The organism is Pseudomonas sp. EL_65y_Pfl1_R83 (assembly GCF_963970695.1).
Taxonomy (GTDB): Bacteria; Pseudomonadota; Gammaproteobacteria; order Pseudomonadales; family Pseudomonadaceae; genus Aquipseudomonas; species Aquipseudomonas tritici.
Window position 1 is genome coordinate 299,201 of record NZ_CAXAQI010000006.1, and the last position, 20,049, is coordinate 319,249.

Consider the following 20,049-nt stretch of genomic DNA (forward strand, 5'->3'; position numbering starts at 1 on the left):
AAACCGCTTCCGGTGAGGGAAGCGGTTTTGTTTACAGCGGCGTTACTTTTTTACAACCGCATCAGAACAACTTCAGTGCCGGTGCTTCTTCTTTCAACGGCTCGTTCTTCGCGCTCTGCTCGTTCCAGCCGCCGCCGAGGGCCTTGTACAGGTTGACCTCGCTGTTCAACTGCGCCAGGCGGTCGGTGATCAGCGACTGCTGGGCACTGAACAGTTGGCGCTGAGCGTCAAGGAACGTCAGGTTGCTGTCGACACCAATGCGGTAGCGACGCTCGGCCAGGCGGTAGTAATCCTGGTTGGCCGCGACAAAGCCACGCTGGGCCTCCAGTTGCTGCTTGTAGGTCTCACGCGCGGCGAGGCCGTCGGAGACTTCCTGGAAGCCGGTCTGGATCGCCTTCTCGTAGTTCGCCACGTTGATCTCTTTCTGGATCTTCGAGTAGTCCAGGCTGGCGCGCAGGCTGCCGGCGTTGAAGATCGGGATGTTGATCTGCGGAGCGAACGACCAGGTGCCCGAGCCGCCTTTGAACAGGCCGCCGAGGTCCGGGCTCAGGGTGCCGGCGTTGGCCGTCAAGCTGATGCTCGGGAAGAACGCAGCACGGGCGGCGCCGATGTTGGCGTTGGCCGCCTTGAGGTTGTACTCGGCCTGCAGGATGTCTGGACGACGTTGCAGCAGGTCCGAGGGCAACCCGGCCGGCACTTCGCTGAGCAGGTCATCCGACAGCGGCTTGCTGGCGATATTCGCCGGCAGGCCAGTGCCCAGCAGCAGGGTCAGGCTGTTTTCGTCCTGGGCCACCTGGCGCGTATACCGGGCAAGCTGCACGCGGGCGTTTTCCACCGAGGTGCGTGCCTGGCTCAGGTCGAGGGCCGAGGTCACGCCGACTTCGTTGCTGCGCGAGGTGAGCTTGAAGCTCTGCTCGAAGGCGCCCAGGGTGTCCTGGGTCAGCTTGAGCAGTTCCTTATCGGCTTGCCAGGTCAGGTAGGCATTGGCCACGCTGGCCACCAGGCTGATCTGGGTGCTGCGGCGTGCTTCTTCAGTGGCGAAGTACTTCTGCAGCGCTTCTTCACTCAGGCTGCGTACGCGACCGAACAGGTCCAGCTCATAAGAGCTGATCCCGAGGGTGGCCGAGTATTGGCTGGTGATGTTCGCTTTGCCGGTCTGCGAGGCACGGGCCGGCACACGCTGGCGGCTGCCGCTGCCATTGGCCGATACGGCCGGGAACAGGTCGGCACGCTGGATGCTGTACTGCGCCGCGTAGGCGTCGATGTTCAGGGCCGCAACGCGCAGGTCACGGTTGTTCACCAGCGCGGTCTGGATCAACTGTTGCAGGGCAGGGTCATGGAAAAACTGCTTCCAGCCTTGTTCGGCAGCGGCCTGGCTCGGTGCCTGGGCCGACGAATACGCTGGCCCCTGCGGGAACTGCGCGGCCACTGGCGCTTCGGGGCGCTGATAGTCAGGTATCAGCGAGCAGCCACTGAGCACGAATGCCGTGACGGCTAGGGAAAGTAGCGACTTGCTCATTGGCCAGCCTCTTTAGGAGTTTGCTTGGTTTCTTTCGGTTTACGGTCGCCGATGGCGGACACGGTTGCAAAGAACAACGGCACCCAGAAGATCGCCAACACTGTGGCCGTGATCATACCGCCAATTACACCGGTACCGATCGCGTGCTGGCTGCCTGAACCTGCGCCTGAGGAGATCGCCAGCGGCAGTACGCCGAGGATGAACGCCATGGAGGTCATGATGATCGGACGCAGACGCATACGGGACGCCTCGATGGCCGCCTCGACGATGCCTTTGCCCTGTTCGTGAAGCTCTTTGGCGAACTCCACGATCAGGATGGCGTTTTTCGCCGCCAGGCCCACCGTCACCAACAGGCCCACCTGGAAGAACACGTCGTTGGACAACCCGCGCATGCTGGTGGCGATCAACGCACCCACCACGCCCAGCGGCACTACGAGTACCACCGCAATCGGGATCGACCAGCTTTCGTACAGTGCCGCCAGGCACAGGAACACCACGAGCAGCGACAAAGCGTACAGCGCAGGTGCCTGGGAACCGGACAAGCGTTCTTCGTACGACAAGCCCGTCCAGGCGTAGCCGATACCCGCCGGCAATTGCTTGGCGATGCGTTCGACTTCCGTCATGGCGTCACCGGTGCTGTAGCCCGGTGCCGGGGTGCCGAGGATTTCCATCGCCGCCACACCGTTATAGCGCGAGAGCTTCGGCGAGCCGTAGATCCACTTGCCCGAGGCGATGGCCGACAGCGGCACCATCTTCCCGGAGTCGCTGCGCACGTACCATTTGTTCAGGTCTTCAGGCGACATGCGGCTGGCGGCTTCACCTTGCACGTAGACTTTCTTCACCCGACCACGGTCGATGAAGTCGTTGACGTAGCTGCCACCCAAGGCAATTGCCAGGGTCTGATTGATGTTCGACAACGTGATGCCCTGGGCGCTGGCCTTCTCGTCGTCGACGGTGAGCTCATACTGCGGCTCATCGTTCACGCCGTTGGGGCGCACACCCGCGAGGATCTTGCTCTGGGCAGCCATGCCCAGGAACTGGTTACGGGCCGCCATCAACTTCTCATGGCCGACACCGCCCTGGTCTTGCAGGAACACGTCGAAACCGGTGGCGTTACCCAGCTCCAGAACAGACGGCGGCACAATGGCGAATACCATGGCGTCCTGGAAGGTCTGCATGAAGTAACCCTGGGCGCGCTTGGCGATTTCAAACACGGAGGTGGACGCATCACGTTCATCCCACGGCTTGAGCATCACGAAGGCCAGGCCCGAACTCTGGCCACGACCGGCGAAGTTGAAGCCGGTTACGGTAAACACCGATTTCACGCCTTTGCCTTCGCCAGGCTCGCCTTCCTTGTCATTGAGCAGGTATCTACGCATGTCATCGATGACTTTCTGCGTACGTTCAGCCGAAGAACCCACAGGCGTCTGCACCTGGGCAAAGATCACGCCCTGGTCCTCATCGGGCAGGAACGCGGCAGGGATGCGCATGAACAGCCAGATCATGCCGGCGAAGATCAGTGCGTACACCAGGAACGCCGGGATCTTGTGCTTGATCATGTTGCCCACGCCGCGCTCGTAGCTCAGTACGCCACGGTCGAAGGTGCGGTTGAACCAGCCGAAGAAACCGCGCTTGGGTTGGCCGTGTTTTTCAGGGTCGATCGGCTTGAGCAAGGTGGCGCACAAGGCCGGGGTGAAGATCAGGGCAACCAGTACCGACAGCGCCATGGCCGAAACAATGGTGATGGAGAACTGTTTGTAGATCACACCGGTGGAGCCGCCAAAGAAGGCCATCGGCAACAGTACCGCCGACAGCACCAGGGCAATACCCACCAGGGCGCCCTGGATCTGGCCCATGGACTTGACCGTCGCCTCTTTCGGCGACAGGTGTTCCTCGGCCATTACCCGCTCAACGTTTTCCACCACCACGATGGCATCGTCCACCAGCAAGCCGATGGCCAGGATCATGCCGAACATGGTCAGGGTGTTGATGGTGAAGCCGAACGCCGCGAGGATCCCGAAGGTACCCAGCAATACCACCGGCACCGTCATGGTGGTGATGATGGTGGCGCGGAAGTTCTGCAGGAACAGGAACATCACCAGGAACACCAGCACGATCGCTTCGACCAGGGTGTGCACCACGCCGGAGATCGATTCGGTCACTACAGGCGTGGTGTCATACGGCACCACCGCCTTCATGCCTGGCGGGAAGAACGGCTCCAGGGACGCCACTGTGGCGCGGATAGCCTTGGCGGTGTCGAGGGCGTTAGCACCCGAAGCGAGCTTGATCGCCATACCGGAAGCCGGATTACCGTTGAACTGCGCGCTGATGCTGTAGTTCTGGCCACCCAGTTCGATACGGGCCACATCACGCAGGCGAACCTGGGAGCCGTCGGTGTTCACCTTCATCAGGATGTTGCCGAATTGCTCTGCGGTTTGCAGACGGGTCTTGCCGATGATGGTTGCGTTCAGCTGGTTGCCGGGTAGGGCAGGCAGGCCGCCCAACTGGCCGGTGGCGACCTGGACGTTCTGTGCGGAGATGGCCGTGCTGACATCGACCGGGGTCAACTGGAAGTTGTTCAGCTTGGCCGGGTCCAGCCAGATACGCATGGCGTACTGCGAACCGAACACCTGGAAGTCACCGACACCCGCGGTCCGCGAGATCGGGTCCTGGATGTTGGACACGATGTAGTTGGACAGGTCGTCCTTGTTCATGCTGCCGTCTTCCGACACCAGCCCAATCACCATCAGGAAGTTCTTCACCGACTTGGTCACGCGGATACCCTGCTGCTGCACTTCTTGCGGCAGCAGTGGGGTCGCCAGGTTCAGTTTGTTCTGCACCTGAACCTGGGCGATGTCCGGGTTGGTACCCTGGTTGAACGTCGCGGTGATGGTCATGCTGCCGTCGGAGTTACTGTCCGAGGCGACATAACGCAGGTTGTCGATACCGTTGAGCTGTTGCTCGATCACCTGCACCACGGTGTCCTGCACGGTTTGTGCGGACGCGCCTGGGTAGGTCACCTGGATGTCGATGGCGGTTGGCGCGATGGCCGGATATTGGTTGATGGGCAACTTCAGGATCGACAGTGCCCCGACCAGCATGATCACCAGGGCAATTACCCAGGCGAAAATGGGACGGTCGATAAAAAATTTCGACATGAATTACTCCCCTTTGCCCGTAGTGGCAGCAGGAGCAGCAACCGTTCCAGCAGGCTTGGCGTTATCCGCCTCCTTAACCTTGACTTCGGCGCCAGGCTTGACGTACTGCAAGCCTTCGGTGATCACACGGTCACCGGCGTTCAAGCCTTTTTCCACCAGCCAGTAGGCGCCGACGGTGCGGTTGGCGACCAGGACGCGCTGCTCGACCTTGTTGTCGGCATTGACGATCAGGGCCGTCGGGATGCCTTTGAGGTCGCGGGTTACGCCTTGTTGCGGAGCCAGGATCGCCTTGCTGTTCACGCCGGCTTTCAACTGGGCGTGTACGAACATGCCAGGCAGCAGGGTGTGGTCAGGGTTGGGGAACACGGCGCGCAGGGTCACGGAACCGGTGGTCTGGTCAACCGACACTTCGGAGAATTCCAGCTTGCCATCCTGGCCGTAGTCGCTGCCGTCTTCCAGGGTCAGCTTGACCTTGGCGGCATTGGCGCCGGCTTTTTCCAGCTGGCCGCTTTCCAGGTCGCGGCGCAGTTTCAGCATTTCTACCGAAGACTGCGTGACGTCGACGTAGATCGGGTCGAGTTGCTGGATGACGGCCATGGAGTCGGCTTGGCCGTTGCTGACCAGCGCGCCTTCGGTGACCAAAGAACGGCCGATGCGACCGGCGATCGGCGCGTACACCTTGGTGTAACGCACATTGATCTGCGCGGTTTGAACGTTTGCTTCTGCGGTCATGCGGTTGGCGACGGCGGTGTCGTATTCCTGACGGCTCACGGCTTGCTCATCGACCAACTGCTTGTAGCGGTCGGTGATGGATTTGGTCTGGGTCAGCGTGGCTTGCGCGCTTTTCAGAGTGGCTTCATACACCGATGGGTCGATCTGGTAGAGCTGTTGCCCTTCCTTCACGTCCGCGCCTTCCTTGAACAGGCGCTTGAGAATGATGCCGTTGACCTGCGGGCGAACTTCCGCGATGCGGTAGGCGGTAGTACGGCCTGGCAGCTCGGTTGTCAGGGTAAAGGCTTGCGGTTGAATGGTGACCACGCCGACCTGAGGGGTTTGAGCGGGCGGAGCCGCTTCTTCCTTTTTACATCCGCTGAGCAGCGATGCCAGGGCGACGGCAGTGACCAGAGCGGTAACAGCTGGCTTAAGTTGCATGAAGATCCTCGGGTCAGGCGCGCAGAGTGCGCACCAGCAGTGTGGAAAGGTAAAAAGCAAACGGCGAGTGGATAAGTAGCTTGCTACGCAATATACTTACGTTCATGGTTGTTTGTAAACTCTTGACAGGTTCTGCGCAATGCTGACAAAGCAACGCCCAAAGCCTCGATTCCATTACGTTCGGCACCCATGACGGTGTCGTCCCACAAATATTCAGATGATCGTTACCGGCTATTAATTCTGGCTTAACGATAGTCTCAAGTGTCCTGATTGAGGTTTTACTGCCATGGTTCGTCGCACTAAAGAGGAAGCTCAGGAAACGCGCAGCCAGATCCTCCAAGCCGCCGAGCAAGCCTTCTATGAGCGCGGCGTTGCGCGCACTACGCTGGCTGACATCGCCGCGCTGGCGGGTGTGACTCGGGGTGCTATCTACTGGCATTTCAGCAACAAATCCGATTTGCTGCAGGCGCTGCTCGATACCCTTCATGAGCCGCTGGACGAATTGGCCAGGGCCAGTGAAAGCGAGGACGAACTCGACCCGCTGGGCTGCATGCGCAAGCTGCTGATTCATTTGTTCCATCAAGTGGCCTTGGACCCGAAAACCCGGCGCATCAACGAGATCTTGTTCCATAAGTGCGAATTCACCGATGAAATGTGCGACATGCGCCGTCAGCGTCAGACCCACAGCCTGGAATGCAACCTGCGCATCAGCCTGACGTTGCGTAACGCGGTCCATCGCGGGCAGCTTCCGGAAAACCTCGACACCACCCGTGGCGCGGTGTGTATCCACGCCTACATCAACGGGCTGATCGGCCAATGGCTGCTGGTCCCCGACAGCTTCCAGCTACATCAGGAAGCCGAGCGCTGGGTGGACGCAGGGCTGGACATGCTGCGCTGGAGCCCCAGCCTGCGCAACTGAGACAAAATGCGTAATTGCATCAGGTTGTGTCAACAGTAAAGCGTAAGGATGGTCAATCGTCCTTTTGCCTGATTGGTGGGGTGACTTTATATACGGGCAGGCGGGTGGTTGATAGGTAGCCGGCTAAGTATTTTGTAGCGATTTTGTTGCAAGGGTGTGAAGGAGTGGTACCCCTGGCTGCACACATGGGGTAGTTGGTGTGTTCAAGGTACGAGTAAAAAAGCCCCGGTTCCTGCGAGCCGGGGCTTTTTCATTTCAGCACGTTACGTCAGAGCGCCAGCGTCGGGTAGTCGATATAACCGACCGGGCCCTTGCTGTAGAAGGTGTCCGGGCGTGGCTCATTCAGCGGCGCATCCGCCTTCAGCCGCGCTGGCAAGTCCGGGTTGGCAATAAACGGCACGCCCCAGGCCACCGCATCCGCCTTGCCTTCAGCCAGCCAGGCGTTGGCGCTGTCCTTGGTGAAGCGTTCGTTGGCAATGTACATACCGCCAAAGGCTTTTTTGAGTTGTGGGCCGAGGCTGTCAGCGCCTTCCTTTTCACGCGAGCAGATGAAGGCGATGCCACGCTTGCCCAATTCGCTGGCGACGTAGGTGAAGGTCTGCGCCAGGTTGTCGTCGCCCATGTCATGGGAGTCGGCGCGTGGTGCCAAGTGCACACCCACGCGACCGGCGCCCCAGACTTCGATGGCGGCGTCAGTCACTTCCAGCAGCAGGCGTGCACGGTTTTCCAGGGAACCACCGTAGTTGTCGGTACGCTGGTTGGTGCTGCTTTGCAGGAATTGGTCGAGCAGGTAGCCATTGGCACCGTGGATTTCCACGCCGTCAAAACCGGCGGCCTTGGCGTTCTCGGCACCGGTGCGGTATGCGTCGACGATGTCGGCGATTTCAGCGGTTTCCAGCGCGCGAGGGGTCGGGTAGTCGGCCAGTGGGCGCACCAGGCTGACGTGTCCTTTAGGTTGGATCGCGCTCGGTGCAACCGGAGTTTCGCCGTTCAAGTACGACTCGTGGGAAATACGGCCCACATGCCACAGCTGCAGGAAGATCTTGCCGCCTGCGCCATGAATCGCCTTGGTCACGTTGGCCCAGCCGCGTACCTGGTCGTTGGACCAGATGCCCGGGGTATCCGGGTAGCCCACGCCCAGCGGCGTCACGGAAGTGGCTTCGCTGAGGATCAGCCCGGCGGAAGCGCGTTGCACGTAGTACTCGGCCATCAGCGCGTTGGGTACGCGACCGTCGTCTGCACGGCAGCGGGTCAGCGGCGCCATGATGATGCGGTTCGACAGTTCCAGGTCGCCCAGTTTGATCGGATCGAAAATAGTCGTCATCGGGAAAATACCTTTGTCTTTGAAGTGGATCAGTTGGTCGCAGGGGCCAGGCCGGCATCGCCGCTCTGACGGAAAGTAATCAGGGTCACCACCAGCGCGAGGATCGCCAGGGCCGCTGCGGCTAACGGCACACTGGTCAGGCCGAAACCGTGGGCTATCACACTGCCGCCGACCCAGGCGCCAAGGGCGTTGCCGATGTTGAAGGCGCCGATGTTCAGGGTGGACACCAGGTTCGGTGCGGCCTTGCCAAAGCTCACCACGTTGATCTGCAACGCAGGCACGGCGGCGAACGAGGCGGTGGCCCACAGGAACAAGGTGATTTCAGTCGGGATGATGGCGACGCTGGTCCAGGTCAGCGCGGTGGAAACTACCGCCATACTGATGAACACGCCGATCAGGGTGGCCGCCAGGCGTTTGTCCGCCAGCTTGCCGCCAATGATATTGCCCACGGTGAGGCCCAGGCCGATCAGCAGCAGGGTCCAGGTCACGCCTGTGGGCGACACGCCGGTGACATCGCCGAGCAGCGGCGCAACGTAGGTGAAGAGGGTGAACATAGACGCGGCGAACAGCGCGGTCATGCTCAGCGACAGCCAGATGCCGACGCCTTTGAGCGCGGCCAGTTCGGCGCGCATGTCGAGTTTCTCTTCATCACGCTTGGCGGGCAGGAAACGGATCAAGCCAATCAACGCCACCACACCCATCACCGTCACCGCCCAGAACGTCGAGCGCCAGCCGGCTTCTTGGCCCAGTGCGGTACCCAGTGGTACGCCAAGCACGTTGGCCAGGGTCAAACCGGTGAACATCAAGGCTACGGCCGAGGCACGTTTGTTGGCCGGCACCAGGTTCGCCGCTACCACTGAACCAATCCCAAAGAAAGCACCGTGGCACAGCGCGGTGACGACGCGGGCAAACATCAGCACGTTGTAGTCACTGGCCAGGGCGCAGAGCAGGTTGCCGATAATGAAGATACCCATCAACGCTACCAGTGCCGCCTTGCGTGGCAGCTTGGCGGTGGCCAGTGCCATGAACGGTGCACCGATGGCCACACCCAAGGCGTAGCCGGTGACCAGCCAGCCGGCGCCAGGAATCGACACACCCAGGTCCGCCGCTACATCGGGCAGCAAGCCCATGATGACGAACTCGGTGGTACCGATGGCGAAGGCGCTGAGGGCCAGTATGAGTAGCGAGAGGGGCATTATCGTTTCCTTGTTACAGCGCTACGTTTTCGTCAGCGCTGAGTTCAGTGATGAGCGCCGTGAGGAAGGCCTGGATGGTTTCCTCGTTGCGTTTGAAAAAGTGCCACTGGCCGGCCTTCTGGCTGCTGATCAACCCTGCGCGTTGCAAGGTCGCCAGGTGGGCCGACACGGTCGACTGGGACAAACCGCAGCGCTGATCGATCTGACCGGCACAGATGCCGTATTCGTGGTTGTGCAGTTGCTCGGGGAACTGCACTTTCGGGTCTTTCAGCCAAGTGAGGATGTCTCGTCGTACTGGGTGCGCCAGGGCTTTTATTATTTCGTCGAGGTCGATGGACATGGCAGGTGCTCGGTTTCGTAAAGCGTTATATCGCGATGAGGCGAACTTTAAATCGCTCTATCCCGATATACCAATATGATTTTGATCTGAACCTAAGCTTAATCGGTATATCGGGTTATAACGATACGTTGCTGGCAGTGATAGACTGCGCGCCATGAATTATCTCGCACATCTGCACTTGGGCGGCCAACTTCCTGCGCAATTGCTGGGTAGCCTGTATGGCGATTTCGTCAAAGGGCGCCTGCAGGGTCAGTTCGGCCCGCAAATCGAATCGGCTATCCAGCTGCACCGCTCCATTGATCGTTTTACCGACAGTCACCCGTTGGTGGGGGAGGCGTTGTCACGCTTCAGCCTGACCCGCCGGCGCTATGCCGGGATCGTCCTCGATGTTTTTTTCGACCACTGCCTGGCGCGGGATTGGGCGCTGTATGCTGACCAGCCGCTGGAGCGCTTCACGTCGCAGGTGTACCGCGTGCTGGCGGCCGAGCCGCAGTTGCCGGGGCGGCTGGCGCAGATTGCGCCGTATATGGCGGCGGATGATTGGTTGGGATCTTACCGCGAGTTTGCGGTGATGGAGCAGGTGTTGCGCGGGATCTCGCGGCGGCTGACACAGCCCGAGGAACTGCGACATGCCATGCAGGAGTTGCAGGTGTTATATGAGCCGTTGAGTGAAGACTTTCGAGTGTTCTACCCCGAGCTGCAGAAATTTGCACAAGCCCAACTGACTATTGGGATCTAAATGTGGGAGCGAGCAAGCCCGCTCCCACATTTTTTTGACCCTGCTCGCCTCAGGCCGCGAACGCCGGTCGAGCGTCCACTTGTTCTGCCTCCGGCAGCGGCCCGAACAACGCTCTCTGCACCGCCTGCTGCGCCTGATAAGCCAGCGCCGCGCGTTCCTGCCCGGCACAGGCAATCGGCTTGAGCACATGAATCTCCACATCACCCTGGTCATTGCCAAACAGACGCATCAGGTGCGACAGCAAATCATCATCGCCAATAAACGGTGCCAGTGGGTCCACTTGGCCGTCGCGCAAATACCGGATCGCCACCGGTTGCAGCGACACATCCGCATCGATCGCACTGGCCAGCAAGCGCCCGTGGAACGTGCGCAGGCTGCGGCCGTCGGTGGTGGTGCCTTCCGGGAACATCAGCAGCGGGTGCTGTTGCTCCAGATGACGGGTCATCTGCTTGCGGATCAACTGGCTGTCACCCGAACCCCTGCGGATAAACAGGCTGCCCGCTTTAGCCGCCAACCAGCCGGCCACCGGCCAGGTGCGCACTTCGGCCTTGGACAGGAACGACATCGGTGCCACAGCGCCCAGCAGCGGAATATCGGTCCAGGACACGTGGTTGCTCACCCACAGCATCGGCTGCGTTGGCAACTCGCCATGCACCGTCACGCGAAAGGGCAGGGCATTGGTCAGGCGCGCCATGAAGAACCGCGACCAGCGCTGGCGGCGCACCATCGAGTTGGCTACGCCCAAACGCTCAAACAGGCCAAACACGCTGGCCATGCTCAAGCCCAGCGCCACCACCACTAACACGCGGGCAATGCGCCCGTAGATCCGCAGGCGGCTCATCACATGGCTGCCTTGAAGTGGCGGGCGTAACGCGGGCATAGCTCATCGCGCTTGAGCAGGATGAACACGTCGGCCACTTGGAAATCTTCATCCCAGCACGGCTCGCCGCAGATCTTCGCACCCAGGCGCATATAGGCCTTGAGCAGCGGTGGCATCTCGGCGATTACGTTGGACGGCAGGTCCAGTGCCGGCAGTGGTTTCTTCGGTTCGGCACGCAGGTGTTCGTTGCACAGGTAGCGTTCGCGCAGACGCTGCATGATCGCGTGAGCCTGAATGCCGCCGTCGTGCATCGGGATGCTTGCGCACCCCATCAGGTAGCTGTAGCCGCCTTGGTTCAACACTTCGGCCAACTCGCCCCACAACACGGCAATCGTGCCGCCGTTACGGTAGGCGGGGTCGACGCAGGTGCGGCCGATTTCCAGGATCGGGCCCTGCAAGTGCAGTAAACCGTGCAGGCTGAACTCTTCTTCGCTGTAGAACCGGCCCAGGGTGCTGGCGGCCTGGTGGTCGAGCAAACGGGTGGTGGCGACCAATCGACCGCTGTTCAAGTCCCGCACGCCGATGTGGCTGCAGTGAACATCATAGTCATCCATGTCCAGGCCCAGTTCCGCGCCTTTCAGCTTGGCGTTGAACTCGCCGCTGAACACGTTGAACCGCAAGGCCTGGGCTTCCTGCAAAGCCTGTGCGCCGATCAGGCGTTCGGCTTGCAGACGGCGTTCATTGCCGGTGTCGCTGATGCGGGCGATCTGAGTCATGGCGAGTCTCCGAGTGCCGGCCACGTTTCGGCCGGTCGACTTTGTTGTCCAAAGTCAGGCTATGTAGGCTCGGTGTCATCTCCATGAAGTTACGGTGACGGTTGAATGACAGCCCTCGCTGTCGCAAATCTGTCATCGCCCTCGGCTAGGCTCGCGGGCTTTAATGCCCTCCTTGAGTTTGCGTCCATGGTCAGAGGCCTGTTGTGCGTTGCCTTGCTACTCGTCACCGTTACCGTCCACGCCGAAACCTGGCCCGACAAAGAATGGGCCAAGGGCACACCGCTCGCAGGTCCTGCCGTCGACGCCTTGGATGCCTACGCTTTCCCTGCGCGAGACGACACCACCCGCCAAGGCATTCGCACCGACGCGTTGCTGGTGATCCGCGACGGCGAGGTTATCTACGAACGCTACGCCGCACCCACCACCGCCAGCACGCCGCACCTCACCTGGTCCATCAGTAAAAGCCTGATGGCCACCGTGCTGGGCGTGGCCTATGGCGATAACCGCTTTAAATTGACCGACCCGGTCGCGCGCTTCTACCCGCCGATGAAGCAACACCCAACCGTGACCATGGCCGATTTGCTGCACTGGGCCTCGGGCCTGGACTGGCAGGAAGACTACGAATACGCGCCATTGAACTCTTCTGTGGTGGCGATGCTCTACACCCGTGGCCGCGCCGATATGGCTGACTTTGCCGCGGACACGGAGGCGGCCAGCGCACCCGGCCAGGCCTTTCGTTACTCCAGCGGCGACACCAACATCCTGTCCGCCGCCCTCAAAGGCATGCTCGGCCTCAAGGCTTATATGAGTTACCCCTGGGACGCACTGTTCAAGCCCTTGGGTATCCGCAGTGCCACGTGGGAAACCGACGCCGATGAAACCTTTGTCGCCTCGTCCTACGCCTACCTCACCGCCCGCGACCTGGCGCGCGTCGGTCTGCTGATGGCGCGGGATGGGCGTTGGGGGGATCAACAGTTGCTGCCAAAGGATTGGGTGACCTTCAATCGCCAGCCGTTCGATAAATACAAAGCCGGCCAGGACGAAGCCGTCCCTGGCGGCCATTGGTGGCTCAATCAAGGCACTCCACGGCCCTGGCCCGACGCCCCCGTCGATACCTTCGCCGCCCTCGGCCATTGGGGCCAGGCGCTGTACGTGATGCCCGACGAACGCCTGGTGATCGTGCGCTATGGCGACGACCGCGACGGCAGCTACCGCCACAACGAACTGCTCAAGCGCGTGCTTGCGGCGGTGCAACCATGATCCGCCGTCGTCCGTTCACCAGCCTGTTTATCCTGCTGCTTCTCGCCCTGCTGGGGTGGCTCTGGCACGAGCGCGTCAACCTGCAAGCCTTTCCCGACATCATTGCGGCGTACACCGCCAAGGAGTATTGCTCGTGTCGGTATGTGGCGAACAACCCGGCCGAGTATTGCCGTGGGTATGTAAAGCAATACGTGCCGACCAGCGCATTCAGCGACAACCCGGCGCGCAGTGAAGTGACGGCGAGTGGGTTGGGGCGTACGCACAGTGCGCGGTGGTTGGGGGACCGCCAGGGTTGCCGCCTGACGCCCTGACGCCGCAAACGTCCCCACATTGGATTTGCGCCGTTCATGAGATTGCGCTTAAGGTTCGTTCAGTTTTTTCCCCCGCGAGTCTTTATGTTCAACGCTTCTCTCTTCAATCCCCTGGCCTTCGCCCTCTTGGCCACCGCCGCTGTGCCTGCCCACGCCGACTGGTACCTGGATAACGAATCCTCGCGCCTATCGTTCGTTACCACCAAAAACACCGAGATTGCTGAAGTCCACCGCTTCCTAGTCCTGCACGGCAAGGTCGACAGCAAAGGTGCGGCCCAGTTGGAAGTGGAAGTGGAGTCGGTCAACAGCGGCATTCCGCTGCGCGATGAGCGCATGCGCAATCAGCTGTTCGAGATCAAGACCTTCCCCGAAGCGTTGATCAGCGCACAGATCAATCTGCAACCCATCAATGATCTCGCGCCCGGAGCGCAGTTGGAATTGCGCCTGCCGCTGTCCGTGACCCTGCATGGCAAAACCCAGACCTACAGCGCCGAGTTGCTGGCCACGCGCTTGGACGACCGACGTTTCCAAGTGGTGACCCTGGAACCGGTGGTGCTGCATGCCGAAGATTTCGATCTAGCGCCGGGTGTGGCGGCGTTGCGCAAGGCGGCGGGGCTTGCGTCGATCAGTTTGTCGGTACCGGTGGGTGCGGTGCTGATCTTTACCGCGCGCTGACATGAGCGGCGCGGTGTTTCCATGGCGCAGCGCCAATCGGTTCGAGTTGCTGATCGACGGCCCGCAATTCTTCCCGCAGATGCTGGTGGGCATCGCCCGCGCCGAGCGGCAAGTGGACCTTGAACTCTATCTGGTGGAAGCCGGGGCCTGTGCCGAAGCGCTGGTGCAGGCGCTGGTGCAGGCGACCGAGCGTGGCGTGCAGGTGCGTTGCCTGTTCGATGATTATGGCAGCCTGGCGTTCACCCTCGGGCTGCGCAAACGCTTGACCGACGCCGGTGTGGCGCTGCGTTTCTACAACCGCCTGAGCTGGCGTCGCTGGATGCGTAACTTTTACCGCGACCACCGCAAGCTGTTGCTGATCGACCAGAGCATTGCCGTGGTCGGCGGCACAGGGGTGACGGATGAATTCTGGACGCCGGGCCAAGACACCGCCGACTGGCATGAAGTGATGGTGCAAATCAGCGGCCCGCTGGTGTTGGACTGGCAGGCGCTGTTCGACCGTCAATGGCACGCCAACGCAGCGCGCCGGGAGTGGAAACCCTCCACTCACTTTGGTTTGCCGCGTTTGCCCAAGTTGCCGGCGACTGGGCCGGGCCTGGGTCGTGTGGCTTACGCCGACGCCCGTCAGCATCGCGATATTTTGCAATCGCTGATCCGTGCCCTGAATAACAGTCACCAGCGCATCTGGCTGGCCACGCCCTATTTTCTGCCGACCTGGAGCGTTCGTCGCGCTTTGCGCCGCGCGGCCGGGCGCGGGGTGGATGTGCGTTTGCTGCTCACCGGCCCGCGCACCGATCACCCGTCTGTGCGTTACGCCGGGCACCGTTATTACCCGCGTTTGCTGCGCTCGGGTGTACAGATCTTTGAGTACCAGCCGTGCTTTCTGCACCTCAAAATGGTGCTGGTGGATGACTGGGTCAGCGTTGGGTCGTGCAACTTCGATCACTGGAACCTGCGTCTCAACCTGGAAGCCAACCTGGAGGCGTTGGACCCTGAGCTGACGCTGGCAGTTAAAGAGAGTTTTGAACGAGATTTTGCCCAGAGCCAGGTGGTGAGCCTGGAGGCGTGGAAGTCGCGGCCATTGTGGCGGCGGGTGAAACAACGGGTGTGGGGGTGGGTTGATCGGTTGGTGGTAAATTTGCTCGATAGACGCGGTTAAGAAAAACACCGCTAAACAAATGTGGGAGCGGGCTTGCTCCCACATTTTTTTGACCGTGTCAGGCTTCAGAGCAATTCAAACGTCTGCTGCTGCACCTCCTGGGAGTCCAGGCCAATCTGCACGTTGAACTCACCCGGCTCCGCGGCGAACTTGAGCTGGGTGTTGTAGAACTTCAGGTCTTCCTCGGTGATGGTGAAGTGCAGCGTGCGCTCCTCACCCGCCTTGAGCATGACCTTCTGGAAGTTTTTCAACTCTTTGATCGGGCGGATCATCGAGCCGGCCACGTCCTGGATATACAACTGCACCACGGTTTCGCCATCCACCTTGCCGGTGTTGGTCACCGTGACACTGGCGTCGAGCTTGCCGGTCTTGTTCAGCGTGGTGGACGACAGCGCCATGTCCGACAGGGTGAACGTGGTGTAGCTCAGGCCATAGCCAAACGGGAACAGGGGCCCGGTGGTGTCATCGAAGTACTGCGAGGTGTAGTTGCCCGGTTTGCCTGGGGTGAACGGCCGGCCGACGGTCAGGTGGTTGTAGTAGGTCGGAATCTGCCCCACCGAGCGTGGGAACGTGATCGGCAGCTTCCCCGACGGGTTGTAGTCACCAAACAGCACGTCGGCAATGGCGTTGCCGCCTTCGGTGCCGGCGAACCAGGTTTCCAGGATCGCATCGGCCTGTTGGTTCTCTTCAACAATCGACAGCGGGCGGCCGTTCATCAACACCAGTACCAGCGGCTTGCCGGTGGCTTTCAAGGCCTTGATCAGGTCGCGCTGGCTTTGCGGGATGTTCAGGTCGGTGCGGCTCGAGGATTCGTGGGACATGCCACGGGATTCACCCACGGCAGCCACCACCACATCGGCATCCTTGGCGGCCTTCACGGCCTCGTCGATCATCACGTGGGCAGGGCGGGTGTCGTCCACCACTTCCGGCGCATCGAAGTTGAGGAAGTTCAGGTAGTCGACCACGGCCTTGTCGTTGGTGATGTTGGCGCCACGGGCATAGATGATCTTGCCTTTTTCGCCGATCACCGCGTTCAAACCGTCGAGCAGCGTCACCGATTGCGCAGGCCGTCCGGCGGCGGCCCAACTGCCCATCATGTCGATAGGCGCCTTGGCCAGCGGGCCGACCAGGGCGATGGTCGCGGATTTTTTCAGCGGCAGGGTGTTGTTCTGGTTTTTCAGCAACACCAGGCTGCGACGTGCGATGTCGCGTGCGTCGGCACGGTGCAGGCGGCTTTCGGCGTAGGTGTCGGCCGGGTCATCCTCGGCCTTGCCGATGCGCAGGTACGGGTCCTTGAACAGGCCCATGTCATATTTGGCACCGAGCACTTCGCGCACGGCGTTATCGATGTCGCTCTGTTCGATCTCGCCGGACTTGAGCAGCCCCGGCAATTCCTTGGCATACAACGAGTCGTTCATGCTCATGTCGATGCCGGCCTTGATCGCCAGCTTGGCGGCTTCGCGCCCATCCTTGGCCACGCCGTGCTTGATCAGCTCGAAGATCGCGCCATGGTCGCTCACGGCCACGCCCTTGAAGCCCCAGTCCCGGCGCAGCAGGTCGTTCATCAGCCAGGTGTTGGCGGTGGCAGGCACGCCGTTGATCGAGTTCAACGCCACCATCACGCCGCCCGAACCGGCCTTGATCGCCGCGTGGTACGGCGGCAGGTAGTCCTGGTACATCTTGACCGGGCTCATGTCGACCACGTTGTAGTCGCGACCGCCTTCCACCGCGCCATACAGGGCGAAATGCTTGACGCTGGCCATGATGCTGTCGGCATTCGCGGGGCTCACGCCCTGGAACGCCTTGACCATGACGTCGGCGATGCGTGAAACCAGGTAGGTGTCCTCACCGAAACCTTCGGAGGTACGGCCCCAACGCGGGTCGCGGGAGATGTCGACCATCGGCGCGAAGGTGATGTCGAGGCTGTCGGCGGCGGCTTCCTGGGCAGCGATGCGCCCGGAGCGGCCGATGGCCTCCATGTCCCAGCTGGACGCCAGGGCCAGGCTGATCGGGAAGATCGTGCGGTGGCCGTGGATCACGTCGTAGGCGAAGAACATCGGGATCTTCAGCCGGCTGCGCATGGCCGCGTCCTGCATCGGACGGTTTTCCGGGCGGGTGATGGAGTTGAAGGTGCCACCGATACGGCCGGCGGCGATTTCCTTGCGGATCAGCTCGCGGGGCATCTCGGGGCCGATGCTGATCAGGCGCAATTGGCCGATCTTTTCGTCCAGGGACATCTGCTTGAGCAGGTCGCTGACAAAGGCGTCCTTGTCTTTAAGCGCAGCAGGCTTTGTTTCTGCCCATACGGGGTGACTGGCCAGAGTGGCAACAAGGCCGAGCAAACACAGCTTTTTCATGAATATCCTTTTTCGGCTCACTGCACAGCATTGGGGTGAATGCTGATCGGCCAAAATGTGGGGAGCGTCTATTGTTGTTCGGGTGTTGTTCAGATAAATGCAGCAGACTCTGAACTCTTGTTCGCGCTGGGCATCTTTGTAGCTGATTGGCTCGATGCATTCCAGTGGTGGCGGATTATGCCCCAAGCGCGTGGTGTATAGGGTTAGTCGTAACATTCCATCAAGATTGGGCAGGAGAAACACCATGCAAGCAGCACAAGGTTACCGCTGGGGCTTGAAAGCCGCGGTTTTGCTATTGATCAGCAGCGTGCTGAGCGGTTGTGGCATCAACAACATCCCGACCCTGGACGAACAGGCCAAGGCCGCCTGGGGCCAGGTGCAGAACCAGTACCAACGCCGCGCCGACCTGATTCCCAACCTGGTGGAAGTGGTCAAGGGCTATGCTGCCCATGAACAGGACACGCTCACCGCCGTGATTGAAGCGCGGGCCAAGGCCACGTCGATCCAGGTGGATGCCAGCACCCTCGACAATCCGGAAAAACTCAAGCAGTTCCAACAAGCACAGGATGGCTTGAGTGGCGCACTCAGCCGTTTGATGGTGGTGTCCGAGCGCTACCCGGACCTGAAGGCCAACCAGAACTTCCTGGCCCTGCAATCGCAGCTTGAAGGCACCGAAAACCGTATTGCCGTAGCCCGCCGCGACTTTATCCAGGCCGTGCAGGCCTACAACACCGAGATCCGCACTTTCCCTGGCCGTCTGTGGCACAGCGTGATGTACAGCGACTTGCCGGTCCGCGCCACGTTTGAGGCCACCAGTGCCGATGCCGATAAAGCGCCGCAAGTGAAGTTCAAATAAAGCTGCATTGAGGTGTCGATGCGTTTATTACGGATAGGCCTGGCGCTGTGGCTGTTGGCCTGTGTGGGCGTGGCCCAGGCAGCCCTGACCTTCCCGGCGCTGACCGGGCGGGTGGTGGATAACGCCGATATGATCGACGCGGCCACGCGCCAGCAGCTGACACAGCAGCTGCAGGCGCTGGAACAGACGTCCGGCGACCAGATCGTAGTGGTCACCGTGCCTAACTTGCAGGGCGTACCGATTGAGGACTTCGGTTATCAATTGGCTCGCCAGTGGGGTATCGGCCAGAAAGGCAAGGATAACGGCGCGCTGTTGATCGTCGCCCGCGATGAGCGCAAATTGCGCATCGAGGTCGGTTACGGCCTGGAAGGCGTCCTCACCGATGCGCAGTCGTGGGTGATCATCAATCAGGTGATTGCTCCGGCGTTCAAGGCCGGTAACTACAGCAAAGGCATCAGCGACGGCGTGGCTGCGATGGTGCAAGTGGTGGGCGGAGAACCCTTGGCCGTGCCAGCCCATGTGGCGGATGGCAACTTTGCCAAGGATAATCCCGGGCTTTCCATCGGCCTGTTTGTCCTGCTGATCGGCGTGCTGTGGCTGTGCAACCGGATGGGGCTGCCGGTGGGTGCGATCCTGCTGTCGATTCTCAGCAGCAGCGGGCGCGGCGGTGGTGGCGGGGGCGGCGGTGGTTTCCGGGGCGGCGGCGGCGGCTTCGGCGGCGGCGGGGCCTCGGGCGGCTGGTAATGACAATAATGAGAGAGCACCTACAACCATGGCATTACTGACTGAACACGAGCAGCGCCAAGTCGCCGAAGCGATCGCCCGCGTGGAAAAAACCACCGACGCCGAACTGGTGACCGTGCTGGCCGCCCGCGCCGATGACTACGCCTACATCCCGCTGCTGTGGGCGAGCCTGATCGCGTTGGTGGTGCCGGGCGTGGTGCATTACGTGTCGGGTTACCTGAGCATGTACACCTTGCTGTTGGCGCAATGGGCGACATTCATCGTGTTGTGCCTGGTGTTCCGCTTGCCCAAGGTCACCACGCGCTTGATTCCGCGTTCGGTGCGCTACTGGCGCGCGTCCAACCTGGCGCGGCGGCAGTTCCTGGAGCAGAACCTGCACCACACGCTGGGCAGCACCGGGGTGCTGATTTTTGTCAGCGAGGCCGAGCGCTATGTGGAGATTCTGGTCGATGACGGGATTTCCAGGCACCTGGATGACAGCAGTTGGGACGCCATCGTCAAGGCGTTTACCCAGCAGGTAAAACAGGGGCATACGTTGGCCGGGTTTATCAGTTGCATTGAGGCCTGTGGTGAATTGTTGAAGGTGCATGTGCCGGTCACCCAAACCCGTAATGAACTGCCGAATCGCTTGGTCGTACTCGAATAAAAATGTGGGAGCGGGCGTGCTCCCACATTGGATCGTGTTATCCAGTCCAATGACCGCTGATCAAATAACCCCGTGCCCTAAACCGCCATCCGCCCTAA

18 protein-coding genes are annotated in these 20,049 nt (G+C 61.0%); 9 read left to right on the forward strand and 9 right to left on the reverse strand.

What is annotated here, in order from left to right:
• Window positions 1-61: 61 nt before the first annotated feature.
• From adeC to AACY08_RS11695, 3 genes are read right to left on the reverse strand one after another with little or no spacing between them, the layout of a single operon-like run.
• Window positions 62-1,519: an AdeC/AdeK/OprM family multidrug efflux complex outer membrane factor gene (adeC, locus tag AACY08_RS11685; RefSeq protein WP_339469545.1), complete on the reverse strand. Its 1,458-nt coding sequence runs from the start codon at window positions 1,517-1,519 to the stop codon at window positions 62-64.
• Window positions 1,516-4,677 (reverse strand): efflux RND transporter permease subunit, encoded by a 3,162-nt coding sequence (locus tag AACY08_RS11690; protein ID WP_339469546.1) that lies wholly within the window; start codon window positions 4,675-4,677, stop codon window positions 1,516-1,518. Before AACY08_RS11690 ends, adeC begins: the two co-directional genes overlap by 4 nt.
• Before the next feature lie 3 nt (window positions 4,678-4,680).
• A complete protein-coding gene (locus AACY08_RS11695; RefSeq protein ID WP_339469547.1) occupies window positions 4,681-5,829 on the reverse strand; it encodes an efflux RND transporter periplasmic adaptor subunit in 1,149 nt (382 codons plus the stop codon).
• Window positions 5,830-6,115: 286 nt separating this feature from the next.
• Here AACY08_RS11695 and AACY08_RS11700 point away from each other — a divergent pair, with 286 nt between their 5' ends.
• A complete protein-coding gene (locus AACY08_RS11700; protein WP_339414994.1) occupies window positions 6,116-6,748 on the forward strand; it encodes a TetR family transcriptional regulator in 633 nt (210 codons plus the stop codon).
• Window positions 6,749-7,016: 268 nt separating this feature from the next.
• Here AACY08_RS11700 and AACY08_RS11705 read toward each other — a convergent pair whose 3' ends face one another.
• From AACY08_RS11705 to AACY08_RS11715, 3 genes are read right to left on the reverse strand one after another with little or no spacing between them, the layout of a single operon-like run.
• Window positions 7,017-8,072, reverse strand: a complete 1,056-nt coding sequence (locus AACY08_RS11705; RefSeq protein ID WP_339414993.1) for an alkene reductase — start codon at window positions 8,070-8,072, stop codon at window positions 7,017-7,019.
• A 29-nt stretch (window positions 8,073-8,101) separates the two neighbouring features.
• Window positions 8,102-9,268, reverse strand: coding sequence for an MFS transporter (locus AACY08_RS11710; RefSeq protein WP_339469548.1), 1,167 nt, complete (start codon window positions 9,266-9,268; stop codon window positions 8,102-8,104).
• 13 nt (window positions 9,269-9,281) lie between these two features.
• Window positions 9,282-9,608, reverse strand: coding sequence for an ArsR/SmtB family transcription factor (locus AACY08_RS11715; RefSeq protein ID WP_339469549.1), 327 nt, complete (start codon window positions 9,606-9,608; stop codon window positions 9,282-9,284).
• A gap of 154 nt (window positions 9,609-9,762) precedes the next feature.
• On the opposite strand from AACY08_RS11715, the gene AACY08_RS11720 reads away from it, so the two are divergent.
• On the forward strand, window positions 9,763-10,347 hold the full coding sequence (locus AACY08_RS11720) for an acyl carrier protein phosphodiesterase (RefSeq protein WP_339414990.1): 585 nt from the start codon (window positions 9,763-9,765) through the stop codon (window positions 10,345-10,347).
• Window positions 10,348-10,396: 49 nt separating this feature from the next.
• On the opposite strand, the gene AACY08_RS11725 is transcribed toward AACY08_RS11720, so the two are convergent.
• Window positions 10,397-11,188, reverse strand: a complete 792-nt coding sequence (locus tag AACY08_RS11725) for a lysophospholipid acyltransferase family protein (RefSeq protein WP_339469551.1) — start codon at window positions 11,186-11,188, stop codon at window positions 10,397-10,399.
• Window positions 11,188-11,943 carry an L-ornithine N(alpha)-acyltransferase gene (gene olsB, locus AACY08_RS11730; protein WP_049709576.1) on the reverse strand — a complete coding sequence of 252 codons (756 nt, stop codon included), beginning with the start codon at window positions 11,941-11,943 and terminating at the stop codon, window positions 11,188-11,190. Before olsB ends, AACY08_RS11725 begins: the two co-directional genes overlap by 1 nt.
• Before the next feature lie 186 nt (window positions 11,944-12,129).
• On the opposite strand from olsB, the gene AACY08_RS11735 reads away from it, so the two are divergent.
• From AACY08_RS11735 to AACY08_RS11750, 4 genes are all read left to right on the forward strand, one after another.
• Window positions 12,130-13,203: a serine hydrolase domain-containing protein gene (locus AACY08_RS11735; protein ID WP_339469552.1), complete on the forward strand. Its 1,074-nt coding sequence runs from the start codon at window positions 12,130-12,132 to the stop codon at window positions 13,201-13,203.
• Complete coding sequence (locus tag AACY08_RS11740; protein ID WP_339469553.1) at window positions 13,200-13,514, forward strand: amidase; 315 nt, start codon at window positions 13,200-13,202, stop codon at window positions 13,512-13,514. Before AACY08_RS11735 ends, AACY08_RS11740 begins: the two co-directional genes overlap by 4 nt.
• An 84-nt stretch (window positions 13,515-13,598) precedes the next feature.
• A complete protein-coding gene (locus AACY08_RS11745; RefSeq protein WP_339469554.1) occupies window positions 13,599-14,189 on the forward strand; it encodes a YceI family protein in 591 nt (196 codons plus the stop codon).
• A 1-nt stretch (window position 14,190) separates the two neighbouring features.
• The gene (locus AACY08_RS11750) at window positions 14,191-15,348 is read left to right on the forward strand and encodes a phospholipase D-like domain-containing protein (RefSeq protein WP_339414984.1); all 1,158 of its coding nucleotides are present in this window, start codon (window positions 14,191-14,193) and stop codon (window positions 15,346-15,348) included.
• Window positions 15,349-15,413: 65 nt separating this feature from the next.
• Here the strand turns inward: AACY08_RS11750 and bglX are convergent, their stop codons facing one another.
• The gene (gene bglX, locus AACY08_RS11755) at window positions 15,414-17,705 is read right to left on the reverse strand and encodes a beta-glucosidase BglX (protein WP_339469555.1); all 2,292 of its coding nucleotides are present in this window, start codon (window positions 17,703-17,705) and stop codon (window positions 15,414-15,416) included.
• A 244-nt stretch (window positions 17,706-17,949) separates the two neighbouring features.
• Here bglX and AACY08_RS11760 point away from each other — a divergent pair, with 244 nt between their 5' ends.
• The 3 genes from AACY08_RS11760 to AACY08_RS11770 are packed head-to-tail and all read left to right on the forward strand — an operon-like array spanning window position 17,950 to window position 19,951.
• Window positions 17,950-18,561, forward strand: a complete 612-nt coding sequence (locus tag AACY08_RS11760) for a LemA family protein (protein WP_049709565.1) — start codon at window positions 17,950-17,952, stop codon at window positions 18,559-18,561.
• Between the two features lie 18 nt (window positions 18,562-18,579).
• Window positions 18,580-19,305 (forward strand): TPM domain-containing protein, encoded by a 726-nt coding sequence (locus AACY08_RS11765; protein WP_339469557.1) that lies wholly within the window; start codon window positions 18,580-18,582, stop codon window positions 19,303-19,305.
• Between the two features lie 28 nt (window positions 19,306-19,333).
• Window positions 19,334-19,951 carry a TPM domain-containing protein gene (locus AACY08_RS11770; protein WP_339455686.1) on the forward strand — a complete coding sequence of 206 codons (618 nt, stop codon included), beginning with the start codon at window positions 19,334-19,336 and terminating at the stop codon, window positions 19,949-19,951.
• Window positions 19,952-20,049 lie beyond the last annotated feature (98 nt).